Genomic DNA, 21,757 nt, shown 5'->3' on the forward strand with positions numbered 1-21,757 from the left:
CGTGCGGCCGGGGCGGATGTGGCGGTCCGCCCCGGCTCGGGTTCGGGCGCCTCCGGGACCCGCGGGTCCCGGAGGCGCCTGCTACGTGAGCCGGTGGGCGGACTCGCGCCGGCTGATGATGACGTTGACGAGGACGGCCGCCACGATGATGAGGCCGCGCACCACGTCCTGGAAGAACGAGTTGACCCCGAGCAGGACCAGCCCGTTGGCGATGACGGTGATGAAGATGACGCCGAGGAAGGTCCCGCCGAGGGAGCCCCGTCCGCCCGCGAGGGCGGTACCGCCGATGACGACCGCGGCGATGACGTCGAACTCCAGTCCGGCGGCGGCGCCGCCGTTGCCGGAGCCCAGGCGGGCCGCCATGAGCACGCCCGTGATCGCGGCGAGCAGGCCGGTCGTGGCGAACAGCGCGATCCGCACGCGGGAGACGTTGATGCCCGCGAGCCGGGCCGCGGCGGCGTTGCCGCCGGTGGCGAACACGGAGCGGCCGTAGGCCGTGTACCGGGAGACGTACGCGAAGACCGCGAACAGGACCAACATGACCAGGGCGGCGGTCGGCACGCCCAGGATCGACCCGCCCAGCACGTCGAACACCGCGCTCTCGGGCAGTGGGACGGGCAGGGCGTCGGTCATGTAGAGGGCGAGCCCTCCCAGGACGCTCCACAGTCCGAGCGTGGTGATGAACGAGGGGACGTTGAACCGGGCGCGCAGCCATCCGGCGAGGGCGCCCCAGAGCACGCCCATCACGAGGGTGAGGACGATCGCCCCTCCGACGCCGAGGTTCCACTCGGTGGCGCCCTTGGCGACGATGACGGACGCGAAGGCGACCGCCGGGCCGATGCTGATGTCGATCTCGCCGGCGACGATCACCAGGGTGACGCCCCAGGCGGCGATGCCGATCATCGCGGCGTTGCGCAGGAGCCCGAGCTGGTTGTCCAGGCTCAGGAACCCGGCGGCCGTGGAGCCGAGCACGACGTAGAGGAGCACGATGGCGGCCAGCAGGCCGATCTCGTTGAGACGGGGGCCGAAGCGGCCGATGAGGTCGCCGCGGGCGGAGACCGCCTCGCCGGTGACCTGGGTGGTGGTGGTCATAGCTTCCTCGCCGTTCACGCCGCCATCGCGGCGGCCATGATGTTGTCCAGGGTGATGTCGTCGCCGGTGAACTCGCCTTCGAGGCGTCCGCCGCGCAGGGCGAGCACGCGGTCGCACACGAGGGGGAGCTCCTCCAGTTCGCTGGAGACGAAGACGACCGCCGCGCCCTTCGCGGCCAGTTCGCGCACGATGCGGTAGATCTGGGCCTTGGCCTCGACGTCCACGCCTCGTGTGGGCTCGTCCAGGAGCAGGATGCGGCTTCCGGCGTGCAGCCAGCGGCCGATGACGGCCTTCTGCTGGTTGCCGCCGCTGAGGTTGACGATCGGGGTGTCGGGGCGGGCGGCCTTGATGGAGAAGCGCTCGATGAGCTCGCTCCCGATGGCCGACACCCGGGAGGGCAGGACGGTCCCTGCCCTGGAGGCGCCGCCGAACCAGGTCATCACCATGTTCTCGGAGACGCCGAGGAGCGGGACGACGCCCTCTCCCTTGCGGTCCTCGGGGGTGATGCCGACGCCGAGCCGCTTCATGGTGCTGGGCGTGGGCCTGGCGACGGCCGTGCCCTCGACCTCGACAGTGCCGGTGGCGGGGGTGAAGCCCGCCAGGGCGCGCAGGATCTCGGTGCGCCCCGAGCCCATGAGCCCTGCCAGGCCCAGGACCTCGCCCGGGTGGACGTCGAAGGAGACGTCGTCGACCTTGGGCGGGACGGCCAGGCCCCGCACGGACAGCAGCGGGGTCCCGGAGCGGTCGACCCTGCTCTCGGGCCTCTCCTGCTCCTGCTCGTCGTGGCCGAGCATGAGGGAGACGATCCGGGCGGTGGTGGCGCCCCGCACGGGGACGGTCTCCACGACGGCCCCGTCGCGCATGACCGTGACGGTGTCGGCGACGCGGCGGATCTCGTCCAGGCGGTGGCTGACGTAGATGACGCCGACGCCGCTCGCGGCGACGCGGTCGACCGCCTGCAGGACGATGTCGGCCTCGCCTGCGGCGAGGGCGCTGGTCGGCTCGTCCAGGATGAGCAGGCGGGGGCGCGAGCGCAGGGCGCGGGCGATCTCCACGAGCTGCTGCTGGGCGAGGGGCAGGTCCCCCGCCGCCGTGGCGGGGTCGATGTCGACGCCGAGTTCGGCGAAGGCCTCGCGGGCCCCGGTCCTGATGGCGGCGTGGTCGACGCGCCCGGCGGTGGTGGGCCACGCCCCGAGGTAGAGGTTCTCGGCGGCGGACAGCTGCGGGACCAGGCTGAGTTCCTGGTAGACGGTGCCGACGCCGAGTGCTGAGGCCCGGCGGACGCCGCCGTCCCCGAGGGGCTGCCCGTCGATCTCGACCTCGCCCTCGTCCGGGGTCTCCACCCCGGAGAGGACGCGGATGAGGGTGGACTTTCCGGCTCCGTTGCGGCCGAGCAGCGCACGGACCTCTCCGGCGCGGACCTCGAAGTCGGCTCCGTCCAGGGCCCGGACACCGGGGTAGGTCTTGGTCGCTGCCCGGGTGCGGGCCACGACCGCCGCGTCGGCCGCCACCGCGGGGGTGTCGCTCATGGGTGCTCCACTGGTGGGACGGGTGGGATGGCTGGGGTTCGGGCTGCCGGTCACGGGATACCGTCCGGGTGCTCCTCCAGCCACTGGGCGCCGTCCTCGGGCGTGGTGTAGAGGTCGATGGGCGCGTTGGTGACGAACTCGCCGCCCTCCTCGCCCGCGATGATGCGCTCGACCGTCTCCCCCGCCATGCGGCCGACCGCGATGCCGGAGATGTCGACGTTGGCCTTGAGAACCGTGTGGTCGGACAGTGCGCGGGCGGCGTCGGTGGACATGTCGCTGCCGAAGACGACGACGTCGCCGGTGCGGCCGCTGCTGCGCACGGCCCGGACCGCGCCCATGGTGGCGCCGCCCGCCTCGCCGTAGAAGGCGTCGAGGTCGGGGTGGGCGGTGAGGACGCGCTCGCCCACGTCGACGGCCTCGTCGATGGTGGCGCCCTGCTGGTTGGCGACGATCTCCGCGTCCGGGAGGCGGTCGAAGAGCGCCTCTTCGAAGCCCTCGCGCCGCTGGACGCACACCTCGACGAACTCGCAGTTGAGGACGGCGATCCTGGGGTCGTCGACCTCCTCGGCCTCGAAGTGGTCCGCGGCGGCCTCGCCGAGCAGGCGGCCGAACTCGTGCGGGTCCCCGAGGATGTAGGAGGTGACGTACTCCCGGGCGGCCTCGTCCTCGATGCAGGTGTTGTAGCAGACCACGGGGATGCCGCTCTCGTGGGCCAGGCGCAGGGCGGGGATCGAGGCGGTGGCCGAGACCGGCGACAGGACGAGCACGTCGACGCCCGCGGAGGCGGTGACGTCCACGAAGGTGCTCTCCTCGGAGGCGTCGCCGCGGGCGTTGAGTTCGAGGAGCTGGAGTTCGCGCCCGGACTCCTCGGCGTGGTCCTGCATGCCCTGGCGGACTCCGGCGTAGTAGCCCTGGGCGTCCATGTAGACGACGCCGATGCGGCCGTCCTCGCCGAGTCTTCCTCCGGCGCACCCTGCGAGCGTCACCGCGCACACGGCTACCGCGAGTGCGGCGAGCGCGCGTCCGCGGATGCGCCGCGGTCGTCTCTCCATGGGGGTCCTCCCTGTCTGTCAGCGTCCGCTCTCACCTGCGCGGACACCTGTGTGGCTCGCTGGAAGCATGCCATCGTGACGTAGGTAACGTCAAGAATAAATACTAATTAATTATTTTTTCCAGAAGTGAACACCCCGCCACGCGAGGCCCGTCGTCGCCGCAGGCCACGGCGGCGGACGCGCGCCCGCCGGGACTCCGCGCACCACTCTCCCCCGGCCGGCCCGGCGGCGGGATCCGGACACGGGGGGCCGGCGTCCGCGGAATCCCGCCCCCCTGCCACGCCCGAGGCGGCTGCCGCCCGGTTCGCGGTGTTTCACGTAGGGTGACCGAGTCACTACTTGGCGATGGCATGCCACCACACGCACGGGGGACGAGACGAGATGACACACGACCTTCCCGAGGACCGCGGCGACGATCCCGGGTCCTTCGACGAGTTCCTGGCCCGGTTCCTCGGGGCGCGGGGGCCGGTCCGCCGCGTGGACCTGTCCAAGCTGATGAGCGCCGAGGCCCAGCAGGTGGCCGACGTCGCGGTGCGCCGCGCGCTGGAGTCCGGTGGCGCCGACGTGGACACGGTCCACCTGCTGTGGGCCCTGCTGCGCTACCAGCCCACCCGTGATCTGGTGGGACGCACCGACGCCAACCCCGACCAGCTCACGGAGGTGATCGACCAGGCGGTCGCGCAGGCTCCCCGGACGGTGCGCGGATCGGCCAGGCTCACCCCCGCCGCCAAGCGGACCCTCCTCGACGCCCTCCAGATCGCACGCGCCACAGGCAGTTCCAGCATCACTCCCGAACACCTGCTGTTCGCGCTGGCCGTCAACCCCGACAGCCCGGTCAGCCAGCTCATGCGCGACTCCGGGATCACCCCGCCCGCCCTCCAGAAGGCGGCCGGGCCCGTGCCCGCCGCGGAACGGCACGAGGAGGAGCCCTCGTCCACGCCCACCCTGGACGAGTTCGGCACCGACATGACCGCCCTCGCGCGCGAGGGGCGCCTGGACCCGGTCGTGGGCCGCGACGCGGAGGTCGAGCAGTGCATCGAGGTGCTCGCCCGGCGGCGCAAGAACAACCCGGTGCTCATCGGCGACCCGGGCGTGGGCAAGACCGCGATCGCCGAGGGGATCGCCCAGCGCATCTTCGACGACGACGTCCCCGAGACGCTGCGCGGGCGCCGGCTGGTCCAGCTCGACCTGGCCGGGATCGTGGCGGGCACCCGCTACCGGGGCGACTTCGAGGAGCGCCTGACCGCGATCGTGGACGAGATCCGGGCCCAGGCCGACAGGCTCCTCATCTTCATCGACGAGATCCACACGATCGTCGGCGCCGGCGGGGCCGAGGGGTCGATGAGCGCGGGGAACATGCTCAAGCCCGCGCTGGCCCGCGGCGAGCTGCACGTCATCGGCGCGACCACGGTGGACGAGTACCGCAAGAACATCGAGAAGGACGCCGCCCTCGAACGCCGTTTCCAGCCGATCCAGGTGCCCGAGCCGTCGGTCGAGGACACGGTGGAGATCCTGCGCGGGCTGCGCGACCGCTACGAGGCCCACCACCAGGTGCGGTTCAGCGACGAGAGCCTGGTCGCGGCGGCCGAGCTCTCGGACCGCTACGTCACCGACCGGTTCCTCCCGGACAAGGCCATCGACCTGGTCGACCAGGCGGGCGCCCGGGTACGCCTGCGGCTGAAGAGCTCCAGCTCGGACCTGCGCGAGCTGGAGGACCGGATCAAGGAGCTGGAGGGCAAGAAGGAGAAGGCGGTCCAGGAGGAGGACTACGAGCGGGCGTCGGCCGTGCGCGACGAGATCGCCGCCGCGCGGGGAACCGTCCACCAGGCGCGCGGCACCGGCTCGGCGGTGCCGGAGGTGACCAGCGCCGACATCGCCGAGGTGGTGTCCCGCAGCACCGGAATCCCGGTCGCGCAGCTCACCCAGGAGGAGCGGGACCGGCTGGTCAACCTGGAGGAGGTGCTGCACACGCGGGTGATCGGCCAGGACGAGGCGGTCACGGCGGTGTCCGAGGCGATCCGCCGCTCACGGGCGGGGCTGGGCGACCCGGACCGGCCGGTGGGCAGCTTCCTGTTCCTGGGGCCGACCGGCGTGGGCAAGACGGAGCTGGCGCGGGCGCTGGCCGAGGCCCTGTTCGGGTCGGAGGACGCCATGGTGCGCGTCGACATGAGCGAGTTCCAGGAGCGGCACACCGCCAGCCGCCTCACCGGCGCCCCTCCCGGGTTCGTCGGGTACGAGGAGGCCGGCCAGCTGACCGAGGCGGTGCGCCGCAACCCGTACTCGGTGCTCCTGCTGGACGAGATCGAGAAGGCGCACCCGGACGTGTTCAACCTGCTGTTGCAGCTGTTGGACGACGGGCGGCTGACCGACGGCCAGGGGCGGACGGTGGACTTCCGCAACACGGTGGTCATCATGACCAGCAACCTGGGGTCGGAGGCGATCACCGGCGGCGGACCGATGGGGTTCACGGCCGACGGCCAGATGGACCCCGACACCGAGCAGCGGGTGATGCGGCGGTTGCGCGAGGAGTTCCGGCCGGAGTTCGTCAACCGGATCGACGAGATCATCGTCTTCCAGCAGCTGCGGAACGAGGAGCTGGCCCAGATCACCCGGCTCATGCTGGAGCACCTCGAACAGCGGCTCAAGGCGCAGGACATCACGGTGCGGTTCTCGGACGAGGCGGTGTCGTGGCTGGCCAAGCAGGGGTACGAGCCCGCCTACGGCGCCCGGCCGCTGGCGCGCACGATCCAGCGCACCGTCGGCAACCGCCTCTCGCGCATGGTGCTGGACCAGCAGATCGTCTCGGGCGACCGGGTGATCGTGGACGTGGGCGACGACGATGACCTGCGGATCTCCACCATGCCGGCGTTCTGAGGGCGGTCCGCTCCCGGGCGGCCGGGCCGGCGGGAGCCGCCCGGCCTTCCGCGGGACGGCCGCGCGCCCGGAGCGCCCGCCGCGCGGCGGGCGCCCCGGAGCCTGTGCTGTGCCGTGCGCCCGGGGCGCGCGGCGGGGTCAGGCGGCGGTGCCGCTCTCCCTGATGCGGTCGCGGATCCACTCGCCCGCGGGCTTGAGCGAGTCGGTCCCGGTCCAGGGTCCCCCGGCGGCACAGGTGCCGGTCTCGAAGACCGCGCCGGAGCGGAAGTCGTCGGAGAGGTTCCAGTTCACCCAGCTGATCTGCTCCTCCTCCATGAGGTCGAGGTAGGCCTGGGCCGACGTGAAGTCGTTGGGGCCGTCCCCGGTGGCCTGCTGGGTGCCGAACTCGGTGACGAACAGCGGGAGTTCCTGGGCGGCGGCCCGGAACGCCTCGCGGTAGGAGGCGCCGTGCGAGGCCGCGTAGAAGTGGAACACGTACATGATGTTGTCGGCGTCGACCGGGTCCGCGGTGATCTCGGTGTGGTCGGAGCCCTCCGACAGGCCCAGGGACGACCAGGCGCGGGTGCCGACCAGGACCACGGCGTCGGGGGACTCGGCGCGGATGACCGGGATGATCTCCTCGGCGTAGCCCCTGACCGCGTCCCAGGAGACCCCGTTGGGCTCGTTGGCGATCTCGTACAGGACGTTGTCCTTGTCGGCGTGGACGGAGGCGATCTCGGAGAAGAACGTGCGGGCGCGCTCGGTGTTGTGGTTGGGGTCGCCGGGGGTGAGCATGTGCCAGTCCACGATGACGTACATGCCGCGGTCGGTGCCCTCCTCGATGAGCTCGTGGACCCGGTCGGTGAACCCGCGCGGGTCGGTCTCGTAGCCGCCCTCCTGGATGTACATGGACACGCGCAGCACGTCGGCGTTCCAGTCCTGGGCGAGCGCGTCCAGCGAGCCGTCGGTGAGGCAGTCGCTGTACCACTGGAGACCGTGCGAGCTCATCCCGGTGAGCTGGACGGGGTCGCCGTTCCGGTCGCAGAGCTTGACGCCGCAGACGGCGAGCTGCCCGTGCGTGTCGGCGGGGCCGGAGGCGGCGGCCTCCGAGGAGGCGGGTGCCGCTTCCTCCGCTGCGGCCGTGACCGCGCCGGTCGGCCCGTTCATCCCGGTGAGGGCGATAAGGACCAGGGCGAGTAGGAGCGCTCCCACGAGCGCGGCGCCGGCGGGGGCCAGACGTGTGCGGGCGGGGGTCGGGGGGTGGTGCGCCACGGGCTTCCTCCAGCGGGTGGCGGCCCGGCGCGGCTCGGGGAGGAGACCGCACCGAACCGGAAGGAATCTTTTCTTTTGTGGAAATCTAGACTTCGGTTACGAAGCGGTCAATACCCCTTAACGGCATGAATTCGCACGATCCCCTCGCATTCCCCGCCCCTCTCGCGCCCCTTCGCGCCCCCGTGCCCGCCCTCGCGACCGGCGCCCGGTGGCGCCCCGAACGGCCCCCCTGAACGCAGGAGGCCCCGCGGGGCGCACCTGTCACGGCGCACTCCACGGGGCCTTCCGGACCCCCGGGTACCACCCGGGGTCACGGGCCCTGTCTCAGGCGGGTTCCGGCTCCGGCTCCGGGCCGGGCGGCTCCGGTACGGGCGCGGGGCCCGGGGGTTCGGGCAGCGGCTCCGGCGGGGACGGGGGGTCCGGCATCGGGGTCGGGGGGAACGGGTCCGGCGGCATCGGCGGCATGGGGTCCGGGTAGCGCAGGGCCGGGTCAGGGGTCCCGTCACGGGTGCGGGCGTTCATGTCTCCTCCTCACTGGTCGGTCTTGCGGGTCGCGGTGCGCGGGCGGGGCCCGCCCGCGCACCGGGCCTGTTCAGACCCCGGCTCTGAGCCGGGGCAGGATCTCGCTCCGGTAGAACTCGAAGAAACCCTCCTGGTCGTCGCCGACCTGGCAGACGTACACCTCGTCCACACCGGACTCCAGGTACGGCCTGATCGCCGCCAGGTGCGCCTCCGGGTCGGGGCCGCAGGTCACCTGCTGCGCCACCGCCTCCTCGGTGACCAGGCTCTCGGTGAGCTGCTGGAAGTGGCGCGGCAGCGGGAGGATCTGGGCCGCCTCCCCCTGGAGTGCCTCGTTGGGCCACCGCTCGTGCGCCAGTCGCCGGGCCCGGCCCTCGTCCGGGTCCCAGCAGACCTTGAGCCCGCCCTGGACGGGTTTGCCGGCACCGCCCCTGGAGCGGAACATCTCGACGGTCTCCGGGCTGGGGGCGACCTGGATCAGGCCGTCGGCCTCACTGGCCGCCAGCGCGGTCGCCTTGGGCCCGAACGCGGACATGTAGATCTTCGGCGGTTCGTCGGGCAGGGTGTACAGGCGCGCGGTGTCGACGTCGTAGTACTCGCCCCGGTGGGTGATGAGCTTGCCCGTCCAGAGCTCGCGCATCACCTGCATGGCCTCCTGCAGCATCGTGATGCGCTGGGCGGCGGGCGGCCACGGCAGCCCGAGGATGTGCTCGTTGAGCGCCTCCCCCGTGCCGACCCCCAGCGTGAACCCTCCCCTGACCAGCGCCGCCGAGGTGGCGGCCGCGTGCGCGATCACCGCGGGGTGCATGCGCGTGGTCGGGCAGGTCACCGCCGTGGTGACGGGCAGGGACGTGGCCTGGCCGATCGCACCGATGACCGACCACACGAACGGGCTCTGCCCCTGGGAGTCCAGCCACGGATGGAAGTGGTCGGAGATCCACAGGGCGTCGAACCCGGCGGCCTCCGCCCCCTGCGCCTGGCGGACCAGGCTCGCGGGGCCGTGTTCCTCACTGGCGAGAAAGTATCCGAAACGCGTCACGTCGCAATCCCCCGATCGCCGTTGCCGCCGGGGCCGGTGGTGGCCCCGGGGCGGCCGTGGTGCCGTGGTCGTCCGTTGTCTGCGTGGTGGGTTCGTGGTCGGCGGCGGTGCGCGGTCGTCCGCGCGGCGGGCGCCGTGCGCACGGGCCCGCGCCCCGGCGGGAACCCACCCCCGGGCGCGGCCCGTCTCGCGGTCGCGGTGCGCATCGCTCACCCCCGGCGCGCGCGGGGCTCCTGGTTGAGGCGGTCGCCCGCGCGTTCGTTGAGGGTGCCGATGGCGTCGACCAGCCGTCCCGCCGGGCTCCGGGACGCCTCGACCCCGTCCCGCTCCTCCACCTGCTCGGGTGCCGCGGGGAGCAGGCGCCCCACGACGCCCAGCCCCGCCTGGGTGAGTCCAGGGGCGATCCCGTGGACGGCCGTGCCGACCCTGGCCATGGGTGTGATCAGCAGGTGCCCGCGGCCCCGGGCGGCGGCGCGGACGATGTGCCGGGCCGCGCGCTCCACGCCCACCGAGAGCAGGGGCAGGCCCGCCAGGAACGCGAACCACACGTACTCGCGTTCGGGCGCCCCCGTGAACGCGACCCCGCGGTGGGAGCCGGTGCGCATGAGCCCGGGGACGACCGTGGTGACGTGCACCCCGGTGCCCGCCGTCTCGGCGGACAGCCCCTCGGACAGGGCCCGCGCGGCGGCCTTGGCGCAGGAGTAGGGCAGCAGGTGCGGCACGGCCACCTCGCCGCCGATGGAGATGATGTTGACGAGGGTGCCGGAGGTCGCGCGCAGGTGGTCCAGGGCCGCCCGTCCGACGTGGAACGGCGCCCAGAACATGACGTCCATGGCGGCCCGGAAGTGCTCCTCGGCGAGGGCCTCCTGCGGACCGATCCGCATGATCCCGGCGTTGTTGACCACGAAGTCCAGGCGCCCGAACCGGGCGGCGGCCTCGGCGACCATGGCCCTCACCTGGTCGGGGTCGGCGACGTCGCAGGAGACGCCGTGGGCGGCGGCGCCCCGTCCGGTGAGTTCGGCGACGGCCCGGTCGAGGCTGTCGGTGTCGCGTCCGCACACGACCACGGACGCTCCCCCGGCGGCGAACTCCCTGGCCAGCTGGAGGCCGAGCCCGCGCGATCCGCCGACGACCAGCGCGACGCGCCCGGTCAGGCGGCCGGTGCGGCGTCGCCGGGACAGGGCTGCGGCGCCGACGCCCGCGGCCACTCCGGCGGCGGCCCACGGCAGCACGCCGAGGAGGTCGCCGCCCGCGGGCCGGGGCGGGGGCTCGGGGTCGTGCCCGTGTCCCAGCCTCTTCGCCGCCCAGCGCGCGCCGGCCAGGGCCAGGGGCGCCCTCCAGCCGATCACCGGTCGCTCCGGTCGCGGCCACCGGATCCGGGGGTCGGGGGCGTGGTCCCTCGTACCGCCATGGCTCTCCCTGTACGTCGGCGACGGGTCAGGGGGATGTGGGTGTACGGCTACCCGCTGTGCCCCGCCTGAAAACCGCAGGTGGCAACACATGGGCAAACCCAGGCCCCCGATTGTGGCCGCACGACCCGGCCGGAGGAGGGGCCGGGCCCGGTCCCCGCGGCAGGGGCCCGCCCCCTCCGGCCGCATCCCCCGCGGCTACTGCCCCCCGGGCTGGTAGTCGCCCTTGGGCTTCGCGGGCTGGGCGGGCACTCCGTGCGGCGGCGGGCTCGCCTGGGGCGCGGCCGTGGCCTCGCCTACCGGCGACCCTCCGGCGGGCGGGCCCGGCCTCTCCGGTTGGAACCGCTGGGAGCCGCCGGACGGCTCGGCTCCCGCCTCCAGTTCCCGGAGGCGGTTCCTGAGGATCTCCAACACGCCCACCCGCTTGGCGTGCTCCTCCTCGTAGCCGATCAGCTGCCGCATCTGCTCCTCGTCGAGCGACCGCACGCGGTGTTGGAGCGACGCGATCGGCAGTCCCTCGTAGCCCTCGATCGGAGGTGTGTTCTCGCTCATCGGTCCTCGCTCCCCTGCTGTTGACGATGGGGGTGTGGGGATTCGGCTACCCGGGTGGTGGCACGCGAAACAACATCCGGGCCGTCGCGGCCCCCGGGCTCCGCGGACGGTTCCCCGCTCGGAGAAGTCGGAGAAGGGGGCGGGAGGACGTCGGCCCCGGACCTGGTACGGCGACCGGTCCGTCAGCGCAGGGCGAACTCGCCCCGGGGGCCGCGCAGCACCGCCTCCAGCAGCGGCTCGGGACCGGCCCCCACCTCCAGGTCCGTCCCCAGGGCTCCGAGGACCGCCCGGAGGGAGCCGGGGTCGGGGTGCTCGGCGCGCAGGGAGAGGAGTTCGAGGGCGGGGAGGTCGCCCAGGCCGGGCTGCGGGGTCCGCCCCCAGTCGATGAGGAACGGCACCGGGTCCGGGTAGGAGGGGCGCTCGGCCTTGGCGAGCAGCCAGCGCAGGACCGTCCCGTCGGGTGTGGCGCGCGACCACGGCTCGATCCGGCCGGGGTCGTGTCCGACCGCCCGGGCGCGCTCCACCACCTCCTCCAGGCCGTCGTCGGTGCGCACCGCGAATGCGTTGAGGCGGGGTCCGTCCAGGTCGGCGATCCCGAACACGTGGACCGGCCCGGGGTCGGCTCGGTCCGGGTCGGGGCCGATGATCTCCAGGTAGTACGGTGCGCGCTCCCCGTCCACGGTCAGGGCGACCAGCGCGTTCGCCGTCCCGACCGGGTGGACGCCGCCCCGCGCGGGTGCGACGCCGGTGCGCTCCTCGAACGCTGCGACGCCCTCGCCCAGGTCGGGCACGGCGTACACGAGGTGGTCGAGCACGGGTGGGAAGCTCATCTGCGGGTCCTCATTCGTCGTCTGCCGGCCGGTCCGGCTCCCCCAAGCACACCACGGGGCGCCGGTCGGCGCGCACGCGGCACCGCCGCGCAGGTCCGGGCCCGTCCGGCGGCCGGCCGTTGATCCGCCCGCCCGGGAGCAACGTGCGGCGCGTGTCCTCCCGCTGCACTCCGGGCGCACCCGTGTCGCGCGCGCGGAGCGTCCGGGCTGTACTCTCCGCACGCCACCCTCCGCGCGCCGGCCGACCGGCGCGCGGCCACGAGAACGGGGAACACCCCATGACCTACTCCGCCGCTTCCACGCGGTACGACACCATGCCCTACCGGCGGGTCGGACGCAGCGGACTGCGCCTGCCCGCCCTGTCGCTCGGCCTGTGGCACAACTTCGGCCACGACCGCGACCTGGCGAGACAGACCGCGATCGTGCTGCGGGCCTTCGACCTCGGTGTGACCCACTTCGACCTCGCCAACAACTACGGGCCGCCGCCCGGCGCCGCCGAGGAGAACTTCGGCCGGATCATCGCCGGCGGCCTGGGCAGGTACCGGGACGAGATCGTCGTCTCCACCAAGGCCGGGTACCTGATGTGGCCCGGCCCGTACGGCGAGTGGGGGTCGCGCAAGAACCTGCTGGCCAGCCTGGACCAGAGCCTGGTCCGCACGGGCCTGAAGTACGTGGACGTGTTCTACTCCCACCGCCCCGACCCGGACACGCCCCTGGAGGAGACCATGGGCGCGCTCGACACGGCGGTGCGCCAGGGCAAGGCCCTGTACGCGGGGGTGTCCAACTACTCCCCCGAGCGGACCCGCGAGGCCGCCGCGATCCTGCGGGACCTGGGCACGCCGATGCTGATCCACCAGCCGTCGTACTCGATGTTCAACCGGTGGGTGGAAGACGGCCTGCTGGACGTGCTGGACGAGGTGGGCGCCGGTTCGATCGCCTACTCGCCGCTGTCGCAGGGACTACTGACGGACCGGTACCTCAACGGGGTCCCGGAGGGCTCGCGCGCCGCCGGGGACAGCCCGTTCCTGAACGCAGAGGGCGTCACCGGGGACGTCCTGGAGCGGGTGCGCGCGCTCGACGAGATCGCCGGGCGGCGGGGCCAGTCCCTGGCGCAGATGGCGCTGGCGTGGGTGCTGCGCGGCGGGCGGGTGACGTCGGCGGTGATCGGGGCGAGCAGCGTCGCACAGCTGGAGGACAACGTGGCGGCGGTCGCGAACCTGGAGTTCGGCGCTGACGAACTCGCCGAGATCGACCGGTACGCTCCCGCCGGCTGAGTGCGCGACGCGTCACATCTCGGATTGATCACGGACAACGCGGGTACGGCGCACCACCAACATCGTTCACACGAACGAGGAAGGTGGTGCACCCCCGTGAAGAACGTCTTCGTGATCGGAATGGACGATCGCAACCACGAGATCCTGCGCCGGACCCCCACCGGGCGCGACTGCCGTTTCCACCAGCTGCTCAGCCTGGACGAACTGCAGTCCGGCGAGGTCGACATCGACCAGCTGCTGTCCGCGGCCGAGAGGGTCCTCGACGAGTTCCCCGGCTCCGTCGACGCCATCTGCGGTTACTGGGACTTCCCGGTGACCCTCCTCGTGCCCATCCTGTGCGAGCGCCGCGGACTCCCCTCGCCGTCCCTGGAGTCCGTGGTCAAGTGCGAGCACAAGTACTGGAGCAGGCTGGAACAGCGCGAGGTCATCGACGAGTACCCGCCCTTCGCCCTCGTGGAACTGAACGACCACCCCAGCCCCCCGGCGTCCCCCGGTTACCCGATGTGGCTCAAGCCCGTGAAGTCGGCCTCCTCCGAACTCGCCTTCCACGTGCTCGACGACAAGGGCTTCGACGAGGCGGTCACCGAGCTGCGCGAGGGCATCGACCGCATCGGACGCCCCTTCGAGCAGATCCTCTCCAGGGTCGACCTGCCCCCGGAGATCGCCGAGGTCGGCGGGCGCACCTGCCTGGCCGAGGGCGCCCTGCACGGTGTGCAGGCCGCCGTCGAGGGCTTCGTGTACCGGGGCGAGGTCGTCGTCTACGCCTCCCTCGACTCGGTCGACTACCCCGGCAGCTCGGCCTTCCTCCGCCACCAGTACCCCTCCGGTCTCCCCGAGGGGGTGCGCCGGCGCATGGCCGACGTGGCCGCCCGGGTCATCGGCAGGGTCGGTCTGGACAACTCCACGTTCAGCGTCGAGTTCTTCTACGACCCCGTCGAGGACGGCCTCAACCTCCTGGAGGTCAACCCCCGGCACTCCCAGACCCACGCCGAGCTGTTCGAGCTGGTGGACGGGATCGCCAACCACGAGCGCATGCTGCTGCTGAGCCTGGGCAGGGACCCCCGGCTGGCCGCGGACATCCACGGCGACCACGCCGTGGCGGCGGAGTGGTACCACCGGCGCTTCGGGAACGACGGCGTCCCCGTGCGCGTGCCCACCGCGGACGAGGTGGCCGAGCTGGAGCGCTCCCTCCCGGGTGTACGCGTCGAAGTGGTGCCCGAGCACGGCGAGCCGCTCTCCGAGATGCGGTCCCAGGACAGCTACAGTTTCGAGCTCGCCAAGATCGTCATCGGCGCCGCCGACGAGACCGAGATGCGCGCCAAGTACGAGCGCTGCGTCGAGGCACTGCGGTTCGAGTTCGTGGAGGAGGCCGAGGACGCAGACGTGGTGCCCCACGGGGCCGACCGGCGCTGAGGAGGTCCGGACATGCACGAGGTGACATCACTGCCGCACGCGGTCCGCTCCGACGAGCACTTCTGGATCCCCATGTCGGACGGGGTCCGGCTGGCCGCGAGGATGTGGCGCCCCACCTCCTCCGACGCGACCCCCGTACCCGCTGTCCTGGAGTACATCCCCTACCGCCGGCGGGACCTGACGGCCGTGCGCGACTCCCTCCACCACCCCTACATCGCCGGACACGGCTACGCCTGCGTCCGCGTGGACCTGAGGGGGACGGGCGACTCCGAGGGGGTGCTCGTCGACGAGTACCTCGAACGCGAGCAGCAGGACGCGGAGGAGGTCCTGGCCTGGCTGGCCGACCAGCCCTGGTGCGACGGGAGCACGGCCATGCTGGGCCTGTCCTGGGGCGGGTTCGCCGCACTCCAGGTGGCGGCGCGACGGCCGCCGAGCCTCGGCGCGATCGTGATCAGCTCCTTCACGGACGACCGGTACGGCGACGACTTCCACTACATGGGCGGATGCCTGCTCTCGGACAACCTGGCGGAGGCCGGGACCATGTTCGCCTTCGGCACATGCCCGCCCGACCCGGTCGTGGTGGGCGAACGGTGGCGGCGGATGTGGCGCGAGCGGTTGGAGGCCACCGAGCCGTGGGTCCTGGAGTGGCTGCGGCACCAGCGCCGCGACGACTACTGGACGCACGCGTCGGTGTGCGACGACTACACGGCGGTGCGCTGCCCGGTCCTGGCCTCCAGCGGCTGGGCCGACGGCTACTCCAACGCCGTCCTCCGCGTCCTGGAGAACCTGGAGGCGCCCCGCCGGGGCCTCATCGGCCCCTGGTCCCACCGGTACCCGCACATGGGCGAGCCCGGCCCCGCCATCGGCTACCTCCAGGAGGTCGTGCGCTGGCTGGACCACTGGCTCAAGGGCGTGGACAACGGGGTCGACGCGGGACCCTCCCTGTGGGCGTGGATGCAGGACAGCGTGCCGCCGTCCACCTCCTACGAGGAGCGCCCCGGCCGGTGGGTGCGCGAGGACGCGTGGCCCTCCCCCGGTATCGACCCGACCGAGCTCCCGCTGGCCAGGTACCGGCTCGGGGCGCCCGGGGAGAAGGTCGACGCGGAGTCGCTGACCCTGCGGTCACCGCTGACCACCGGGCAGTTCGCCGGCAAGTGGGCGTCGTACAACGCCCCGCCGGACCTCCCCTACGACCAGCGCGAGGAGGACGGGGGCTCCCTGGTCTTCGACAGCGACATCCTCACCGAGGACGTGGAGATCCTCGGCGCCGCCGAGGCGGAACTGGAGCTCTCGGTCACCGAACCCGTGGCCATGGTCGCCGCCCGGCTGTGCGACGTGGCGCCCGACGGCAGCGCCACCCGGGTGACCTTCGGCCTGCTCAACCTCACCCACCGGGACGGGCACGAGACGCCGCGGGAGGTCGAGCCGGGCGAGCGCTGCCGGGTGAGGGTCACACTCAACGGCGTCGCCCAGGTGTTCCCGGCGGGCCACCGCATCCGGCTGTCGCTGTCCACGTCGTACTGGCCCCTGGCCTGGCCGCCGCCGCGCCCGGTGCTGATGACCGTCCACCCGGAGGGGAGCTCGCTGCACCTGCCGGTCCGCCCCGTACCCGAGGGCGAGACCCCGGACCCGCGGCCCTTCGGCGAGCCCGAGGGGGCGCCGCAGATCGCGACCTCGCGGCGGGAGACCCCGGACCACCGCTGGACGGTCCAACGGGACATGGTCGACACCCGGTCGTCCCTGGAGATCGTCAAGGACGGGGGGATCCTGCACTTCGAGGACATCGACCTGGACGTGGGCCGACGGGCGTACGAGCTCTACGAGTCGGTGGCGGACGACTTCACGTCCGCCCGGGGCAGGTCCACGTGGACGATGCGGTTCGCGCGGGGGGACTGGAGCGCGCGTACCGAGACCCATACGTCTCTTGAGTGCACCGAGACGGAGTTCCGGGTATACGCGACCCTGGACGCGTTCGAGGGGGACGAGCGGATCTTCTCCCGGGAGTGGAGCGAGACCGTCCCCCGGGACCACCTGTGACCCGGGAGTGAGAGGGAGGGCCATGACATCCATCGGACACGGCACGGGGAAGGACCTCCGGGAGAGCCCGCAGGACGCGGGGGCGCTCGGCACCGGAGGACCGGGCGGGGAGGCGGGGCCGGGAGAGCCGGAGGGGGCCGGAGCCTCCGAAGCGCGGACGGACGGCCCCGAGGCCGCCGAGACGGCGCGCCTGCTGGCCACCGTGCTGGTCCCCACCCTGGCCCGGGGCGCGGTCGTGCGGCGCCCCCTGACGGAGGGGCTCGTCTGCGCCGCGGGCGGCGACCGCGCGGGCGCCTCCACCCTCCGCGAACTGCGGGAGCGCCACGGTGACGGCCCCCTGCCGCTGCGACTGGCCGGCAGGGACGCGGCTCTCGTCCTCGCCGCCGAGGACGTGGGCAGGCTGCTGCGGGAGACACCCGAACCGTTCTCCCCCGGCGGGCGGGAGAAGCGCGGCGCCCTCGCGCACTTCCAGCCGCACGGCGTTCTGGTCTCCGAACGCGAGGAACGGCCCCGGCGGCGCGCCGCCAACGAGGCGGCCCTGGCTCCCGGCCACACGATCCACCCGGACGGGGCCACGGTCGCGGCACAGGCCGACGAGGAGGCCCTCGCCCTGGCCGCGGCCCTGGGCGACGGCGGCGTCCTGGACTGGGCGCGCTTCTCAGCGTCCTTCGACGCACTGGCCCGGCGCGTGGTCTTCGGGCCCGCCGCCGCGGCCGACCGGCGGACCACCGAACTCCTCCGCCGCCTGAGGTCGCGTGCCAACTGGTCGTACGCGGCGCCGGTGCACCGGTCGGCGAGGTCCGAGTTCCTCCAGAGGATGCGCGAGAACGTGGCGGGGGCCGAACCCGGCAGCCTCGCGTCCGGTCTGGGCTCCGAGGAGGGCCTGCGCCCGGAGGACCAGGCGGCGCACTGGCTGTTCGCCTTCGACGCCGCCGCCATCTCCGTGTTCCGCTCACTGGCCCTCCTCACGTCCCTCAGCCCGGGCGCGCACGCCGCCCGGGAGGAGGCGGAGGTGCGGGAGGGCCTGAACCTGCCGCTGCTCCGGGCGACCCTGCAGGAGTCGGTGCGGCTGTGGCCGACCACGCTGGTGGTGGTGCGGGAGAGCACCCGCGAGACGGTGTGGCGCGACCGGGTCTTCCCCGCCGGGACGGCGTTCCTGGTGGTGAGCTCGTACTTCCACCGGGACTCCGAGCGGTTGTCGTACGCCGACGCGTTCGCGCCGGAGGTCTGGCTCGACGGCCGCGCCGAGGGCGACCCGGGGATCCTGCCCTTCAGCTACGGCCCGGCGGGCTGCCCCGGGCGCGACGCCGTCCTTCTCACCGCGTCCCTGTTCCTGCGGACACTGGTGCGGGGCCGCGACCTGGCCCGCGTGGACGCCCGGGGGCCGCTTCCCGCATCCGGACTCCCCTCCTCCCTGAACCACTTCGCCCTGCGCTTCACCCTGGACGGGCCCCGGTCCTGAACGGGGTCCGCATCCGAACGAGCACCGAGGAGGGGCCGTGAACACGGTCGGACAGATGCTGTACACCCACCCGGAGGATCCGGAGGGGATCGGAGCGAAGGCCGCGGCGTGCGTCCGGGCGTGCGAGGAGTGCGCCAGGGCGTGCACGACCTGCGCTGACGCCTGCCTGGGCGAGGAGGCGGTGGCGGAACTGGTCGCCTGTATCCGCGCCGACCTGGACTGCGCGGACCTGTGCGCCGTGACCGGCCGGGCGGTCTCCCAGGGGGTCGGTCGGGACGACGCACTCCTGCGGCTTCTCCTGGAGGCCTGCGCGGCGGCGTGCCGCCGGTGCGGTGACGAGTGCGAGCGACAGGAAGCTGACCACGCGCACTGCCGTGCGTGCGCGGAGGCCTGCCGCCGTTGCGAGCGGGCGTGCACGGAACTCCTGGGCGTCCTCTGAGTCCGACGCCTCCGTGAACGGGAGGGGAGCGCGATGGACGTGTTGACGCTCGACGTGCCGGTCGGGGCCCTGTTGGCCGTGGCCGTCCCGGTGGGAGCGATCTTCCTGGTGCTGTGGATCATCCGCATGGACACGATCCGCAAGCAGAGGGCCGTTCGCTCCCCCGAGTACTGGGAACGGGGGACGGACGGCAGCCGCCGCCCCGCCGACCGGGACGACGCCCCGGAGGAGGGGCTGGAGGGGGAGTTGGAGGAGGGCCGCGAGGGGCCGGAGGGGTCCGAGAGCTCGGAGGGATCGGAGGGGCGGGGAGGCCCCTCGGGTCCGGAGGTCCCGGAGGAGCCCGGCGGGGAGAGCGGGCCGCCCGGCCGTTGACGGCCCGGAACGGAGAGGGGCAGGGCCGCGCGGACGTCGATCCGCGCGGCCCTGCGCCGTGTCAGACACGGTCGGCGGGGAACCCGCCGGTGGCCACCGGACCCCAGCGCCTCGGGGTGATCCGGACCAGGGCCTTGCCCTGGCGGCGCATCGCCTCGCGGTACTCGTCCCAGTCGGGGTGCTCTCCGGAGATCACCCGGAAGTACTCGACCAGGGGCTCGACGGCCTCCTCGCCGTCGATGACCTCGGCGTCGCCGTCGATCTGGACCCACGGGCCGTCGAAGTCCTCGGACAGGACGACGATGCTCGCCTGTGGGTCGCGCCGGGCGTTGCGGGCCTTGGCTCGCTCCGGGTAGGTGGAGACCACGATGCGGCCCTCGGTGTCGACCCCGCAGGTGACCGGGGAGGCCTGGGGGGCGCCGTCGGATCGGCGGGTGATGAGGAGCCCCCGGTGGCGGGGGCGCGCGAACTCCAGGAGTCCGTCGAGGTCGACCTTGGTGTTGGTGGCGATCGAAGGGCTCATCTTCTCGCTTTCGCTGCTCAGGGTGTCCGCGTTCCGCTCACGAACCGGGCCAGCCTAGCCCTCCCGCTCCGGGTGAGCCAGGCCGCGGCACCCCGTGTCTCGGGCCCGGGCGCTGCCCCGGTCGGGGGCCGGCCGGGGGCCGGTCGGGGGCCGGTCGGGCGCGGGAAGTGCGGGTGCGGGTGCGGGTGCTCCCCCGTGATCTTGTACTTATAGCGAGGTTGGGGCGTCGAAATCGGCTATAGGTACAAGATCATCGGGGCCAGGGTCCCTGGCGTCACAGCGGCAACGGTTCCGGTCCGCTCACCCAGCCCGGTGAAACCAACTGTGGAACCGCACGTCCTCGTCGCTGACGAAGAGGTACATGCGCAGATCGCCCTCCTTCCAACGGAGTCCGAAGTCCCACGGATACCCCTCCAGGCTGTCCCTGAACCAGCGGTGTGGGAAGTCCCGGCAGCGGAGCGCGCCGCCGGGGTCAGCCTCCGGCCTGCCGGTCCGGACCCATCCGCGCGACCAGCTGCCCCGCCGCCTTCCGGAGGGGCCTGCCGCGCAGCCACACCAGCTGCACGGGCATGGCAAGCCCGTTCCGGAGGTTCTCGAACTCCATCACCCGCACGGTCCCCTCGGCGACCTTCCCCCACACCGCGGGAAGCGGCAGGTTGGCCCAGCCGACCCCGCGTTCCACCAGCCCGAGCGCGGTCTCCGCAGAGTTGGTGCGCCAGTAGGCGTCCGAGACGACCAATCGCCGCTCAGTGAGTTCCTGCTCCAGGCTGGACACCGTGATCTGGCGGGCGCCGGCGAGGTCCTCCAGGCGCCGCAGGTCCGCGGGCAGGCCGAAGGTCTCCACGGTCGCGGACGCCACCGCCACGAACGTCTCCTCCGCCACGTTCAGGAACACCTCCTCCCGGTCGTTCCGCGTCTTGGCGAACATCAGCGCCAGGTCCACGGCCCCGGAGTGCAGCATCTCGCGGACGTCGTCCTGCTGGGCGTCGGCGATCTCGACGGGAAGCAGGGGATGGCGTTCCGCGATCTCCGCCACCGCGTCCAGGAGGGGACCCCGGTCGACCCCCGCCGCCACCCCCACGGTGAGCGAGCTCTCCAGGTCGTCGGAGAGCTCGATCGCGTGCGCCTGGAGGAGGCGCAGCCTGCTGGCGATCTGCCGGGCGTGCGGGATGAGGGCGTGCGCCTGCGCGGTGGGCGCGGGCTCGCGCCTGGAGCGGTCGAACAGCGGATAGCCGAGTTCGGCCTCGATGTTGGCGATCCCCATGCTGACCGCAGAGGGGACCCGGTTCAGCGCGCGTGCGGCGGCCGAGAAGGAGCCGTGGTCGACCACGGCGAGGAACAGGTCGATGTTGTCGCTGGACAGGCCCATCTGCCTATCAACCCACCTGAAAGAAGCTGACTTTTTCCATCACCCTAGCTGACGCTAACGTCGGGCCCTGCCGCATCCGAAAACGCTGGAAAGAGTGCGAAGTGCAAGGTCTGAAGCGCAAGCTGGTCTACGTGGGCGGTTACGAGGTCATCGGATTCCTCGTCGGTACCGCGGTGATGACAGCCCTGACCGGCAGCGGCCCGGCGACGACGGCCACGCTCGCGATCATGCTCGCCACGGTGGCGTCACTGTGGAACGTGGCCTTCAACTACCTGTTCGAGGCATGGGAGAGACGGCAGGCCAGCCGCGAGCGCACCGTGGGGAGGAGGGTCCTGCACGCGGTCGCGTTCCAGTTGCCGCTGGTGTGCTTCCTGATCCCGCTCATCGCGTGGTGGCTGGAGATCACGCTGCTTCAGGCGCTGCTGCTGGACCTGGTGTTCATCGTCTACATCCCGTTCTACACGTTCGGCTACAACTGGGCCTTCGACAAGGTCTTCGGCCTGCCGTCCTCCGCCATCGCGGACCCGGGTCCGGAGGCATCGGCGGAGACCGGGACCGATGCGGGGGTCGGGGCGGGGGGCGCTGTCGGGGCATCGGAACCCGCCCCCGAGCGCCCCTGAGCCTTCGACCGAAGGCCGCCATCCCCGCCGACGCGGGGAGCACAGGTTCTCCACGATCACCTCAGCGTTGGCCAGTGGCCCATCCCCGCATGCGCGGGGAG

At 72.8% G+C, this 21,757-nt stretch carries 19 protein-coding genes; 8 read left to right on the forward strand and 11 right to left on the reverse strand.

Going from position 1 to position 21,757, the window contains the following annotated elements; genetic code table 11:
- Nucleotides 1-81: 81 nt before the first annotated feature.
- The 3 genes from Q8791_RS12525 to Q8791_RS12535 are packed head-to-tail and all read right to left on the reverse strand — an operon-like array spanning nt 82 to nt 3,673.
- On the reverse strand, nt 82-1,092 hold the full coding sequence (locus tag Q8791_RS12525) for an ABC transporter permease (protein WP_330091833.1): 1,011 nt from the start codon (nt 1,090-1,092) through the stop codon (nt 82-84).
- Nucleotides 1,093-1,106: 14 nt separating this feature from the next.
- The gene (locus Q8791_RS12530; RefSeq protein ID WP_330091834.1) at nt 1,107-2,621 is read right to left on the reverse strand and encodes a sugar ABC transporter ATP-binding protein; all 1,515 of its coding nucleotides are present in this window, start codon (nt 2,619-2,621) and stop codon (nt 1,107-1,109) included.
- 50 nt (nt 2,622-2,671) lie between these two features.
- Complete coding sequence (locus Q8791_RS12535; RefSeq protein WP_330091835.1) at nt 2,672-3,673, reverse strand: substrate-binding domain-containing protein; 1,002 nt, start codon at nt 3,671-3,673, stop codon at nt 2,672-2,674.
- 381 nt (nt 3,674-4,054) lie between these two features.
- Between Q8791_RS12535 and Q8791_RS12540 the strand changes: the two genes are divergently transcribed.
- On the forward strand, nt 4,055-6,547 hold the full coding sequence (locus Q8791_RS12540; RefSeq protein ID WP_330091836.1) for an ATP-dependent Clp protease ATP-binding subunit: 2,493 nt from the start codon (nt 4,055-4,057) through the stop codon (nt 6,545-6,547).
- 138 nt (nt 6,548-6,685) lie between these two features.
- On the opposite strand, the gene Q8791_RS12545 is transcribed toward Q8791_RS12540, so the two are convergent.
- The 6 genes from Q8791_RS12545 to Q8791_RS12570 form a co-directional block, all read right to left on the reverse strand.
- On the reverse strand, nt 6,686-7,798 hold the full coding sequence (locus Q8791_RS12545; protein ID WP_407941989.1) for a glycoside hydrolase family 5 protein: 1,113 nt from the start codon (nt 7,796-7,798) through the stop codon (nt 6,686-6,688).
- A 324-nt stretch (nt 7,799-8,122) separates the two neighbouring features.
- Nucleotides 8,123-8,320: a hypothetical protein gene (locus tag Q8791_RS12550; protein ID WP_330091837.1), complete on the reverse strand. Its 198-nt coding sequence runs from the start codon at nt 8,318-8,320 to the stop codon at nt 8,123-8,125.
- A gap of 70 nt (nt 8,321-8,390) precedes the next feature.
- Nucleotides 8,391-9,356 carry a TIGR03557 family F420-dependent LLM class oxidoreductase gene (locus tag Q8791_RS12555; RefSeq protein WP_330091838.1) on the reverse strand — a complete coding sequence of 322 codons (966 nt, stop codon included), beginning with the start codon at nt 9,354-9,356 and terminating at the stop codon, nt 8,391-8,393.
- 209 nt (nt 9,357-9,565) lie between these two features.
- Nucleotides 9,566-10,705: an SDR family NAD(P)-dependent oxidoreductase gene (locus tag Q8791_RS12560; protein WP_330091839.1), complete on the reverse strand. Its 1,140-nt coding sequence runs from the start codon at nt 10,703-10,705 to the stop codon at nt 9,566-9,568.
- A 258-nt stretch (nt 10,706-10,963) separates the two neighbouring features.
- On the reverse strand, nt 10,964-11,317 hold the full coding sequence (locus Q8791_RS12565) for a hypothetical protein (protein WP_330091840.1): 354 nt from the start codon (nt 11,315-11,317) through the stop codon (nt 10,964-10,966).
- Nucleotides 11,318-11,499: 182 nt separating this feature from the next.
- Nucleotides 11,500-12,147, reverse strand: coding sequence for a VOC family protein (locus Q8791_RS12570; RefSeq protein WP_330091841.1), 648 nt, complete (start codon nt 12,145-12,147; stop codon nt 11,500-11,502).
- Between the two features lie 278 nt (nt 12,148-12,425).
- On the opposite strand from Q8791_RS12570, the gene mgrA reads away from it, so the two are divergent.
- From mgrA to Q8791_RS12600, 6 genes are all read left to right on the forward strand, one after another.
- Nucleotides 12,426-13,421 carry an L-glyceraldehyde 3-phosphate reductase gene (gene mgrA, locus Q8791_RS12575; RefSeq protein WP_330091842.1) on the forward strand — a complete coding sequence of 332 codons (996 nt, stop codon included), beginning with the start codon at nt 12,426-12,428 and terminating at the stop codon, nt 13,419-13,421.
- Between the two features lie 96 nt (nt 13,422-13,517).
- A complete protein-coding gene (locus Q8791_RS12580) occupies nt 13,518-14,834 on the forward strand; it encodes an ATP-grasp domain-containing protein (RefSeq protein WP_330091843.1) in 1,317 nt (438 codons plus the stop codon).
- Nucleotides 14,835-14,846: 12 nt separating this feature from the next.
- Nucleotides 14,847-16,871, forward strand: a complete 2,025-nt coding sequence (locus Q8791_RS12585) for a CocE/NonD family hydrolase (RefSeq protein WP_330091844.1) — start codon at nt 14,847-14,849, stop codon at nt 16,869-16,871.
- Between the two features lie 22 nt (nt 16,872-16,893).
- Nucleotides 16,894-18,333: a cytochrome P450 gene (locus Q8791_RS12590; protein ID WP_330091845.1), complete on the forward strand. Its 1,440-nt coding sequence runs from the start codon at nt 16,894-16,896 to the stop codon at nt 18,331-18,333.
- A gap of 37 nt (nt 18,334-18,370) precedes the next feature.
- The gene (locus tag Q8791_RS12595) at nt 18,371-18,772 is read left to right on the forward strand and encodes a four-helix bundle copper-binding protein (protein WP_330091846.1); all 402 of its coding nucleotides are present in this window, start codon (nt 18,371-18,373) and stop codon (nt 18,770-18,772) included.
- Nucleotides 18,773-18,805: 33 nt separating this feature from the next.
- Nucleotides 18,806-19,144 carry a hypothetical protein gene (locus Q8791_RS12600; protein WP_330091847.1) on the forward strand — a complete coding sequence of 113 codons (339 nt, stop codon included), beginning with the start codon at nt 18,806-18,808 and terminating at the stop codon, nt 19,142-19,144.
- A 61-nt stretch (nt 19,145-19,205) separates the two neighbouring features.
- Here the strand turns inward: Q8791_RS12600 and Q8791_RS12605 are convergent, their stop codons facing one another.
- Nucleotides 19,206-19,667: a PPOX class F420-dependent oxidoreductase gene (locus Q8791_RS12605; protein WP_330091848.1), complete on the reverse strand. Its 462-nt coding sequence runs from the start codon at nt 19,665-19,667 to the stop codon at nt 19,206-19,208.
- A 472-nt stretch (nt 19,668-20,139) separates the two neighbouring features.
- Nucleotides 20,140-21,036 (reverse strand): LysR family transcriptional regulator, encoded by an 897-nt coding sequence (locus Q8791_RS12610; RefSeq protein ID WP_330091849.1) that lies wholly within the window; start codon nt 21,034-21,036, stop codon nt 20,140-20,142.
- Between the two features lie 101 nt (nt 21,037-21,137).
- Between Q8791_RS12610 and Q8791_RS12615 the strand changes: the two genes are divergently transcribed.
- Complete coding sequence (locus Q8791_RS12615; RefSeq protein ID WP_330091850.1) at nt 21,138-21,656, forward strand: PACE efflux transporter; 519 nt, start codon at nt 21,138-21,140, stop codon at nt 21,654-21,656.
- The last annotated feature ends 101 nt before the right edge of the window (nt 21,657-21,757 follow it).

Source organism: Nocardiopsis codii, from assembly GCF_036327455.1.
GTDB lineage: Bacteria > Actinomycetota > Actinomycetes > Streptosporangiales > Streptosporangiaceae > Nocardiopsis > Nocardiopsis codii.

Bases quoted from the DNA above. Each gene is read 5' to 3' on its own strand.
- Q8791_RS12535 (WP_330091835.1), bottom strand. From the start codon at position 3,673: ATGGAGAGACGACCGCGGCGCATCCGCGGACGCGCGCTCGCCGCACTC.
- Q8791_RS12565 (WP_330091840.1), bottom strand. From the start codon at position 11,317: ATGAGCGAGAACACACCTCCGATCGAGGGCTACGAGGGACTGCCGATC.
- Q8791_RS12540 (WP_330091836.1), top strand. From the start codon at position 4,055: ATGACACACGACCTTCCCGAGGACCGCGGCGACGATCCCGGGTCCTTC.
- Q8791_RS12590 (WP_330091845.1), top strand. From the start codon at position 16,894: ATGACATCCATCGGACACGGCACGGGGAAGGACCTCCGGGAGAGCCCG.
- Q8791_RS12610 (WP_330091849.1), bottom strand. From the start codon at position 21,036: ATGGGCCTGTCCAGCGACAACATCGACCTGTTCCTCGCCGTGGTCGAC.
- Q8791_RS12600 (WP_330091847.1), top strand. From the start codon at position 18,806: ATGGACGTGTTGACGCTCGACGTGCCGGTCGGGGCCCTGTTGGCCGTG.
- Q8791_RS12570 (WP_330091841.1), bottom strand. From the start codon at position 12,147: ATGAGCTTCCCACCCGTGCTCGACCACCTCGTGTACGCCGTGCCCGAC.
- Q8791_RS12550 (WP_330091837.1), bottom strand. From the start codon at position 8,320: ATGAACGCCCGCACCCGTGACGGGACCCCTGACCCGGCCCTGCGCTAC.
- mgrA (WP_330091842.1), top strand. From the start codon at position 12,426: ATGACCTACTCCGCCGCTTCCACGCGGTACGACACCATGCCCTACCGG.
- Q8791_RS12605 (WP_330091848.1), bottom strand. From the start codon at position 19,667: ATGAGCCCTTCGATCGCCACCAACACCAAGGTCGACCTCGACGGACTC.
- Q8791_RS12585 (WP_330091844.1), top strand. From the start codon at position 14,847: ATGCACGAGGTGACATCACTGCCGCACGCGGTCCGCTCCGACGAGCAC.
- Q8791_RS12530 (WP_330091834.1), bottom strand. From the start codon at position 2,621: ATGAGCGACACCCCCGCGGTGGCGGCCGACGCGGCGGTCGTGGCCCGC.
- Q8791_RS12525 (WP_330091833.1), bottom strand. From the start codon at position 1,092: ATGACCACCACCACCCAGGTCACCGGCGAGGCGGTCTCCGCCCGCGGC.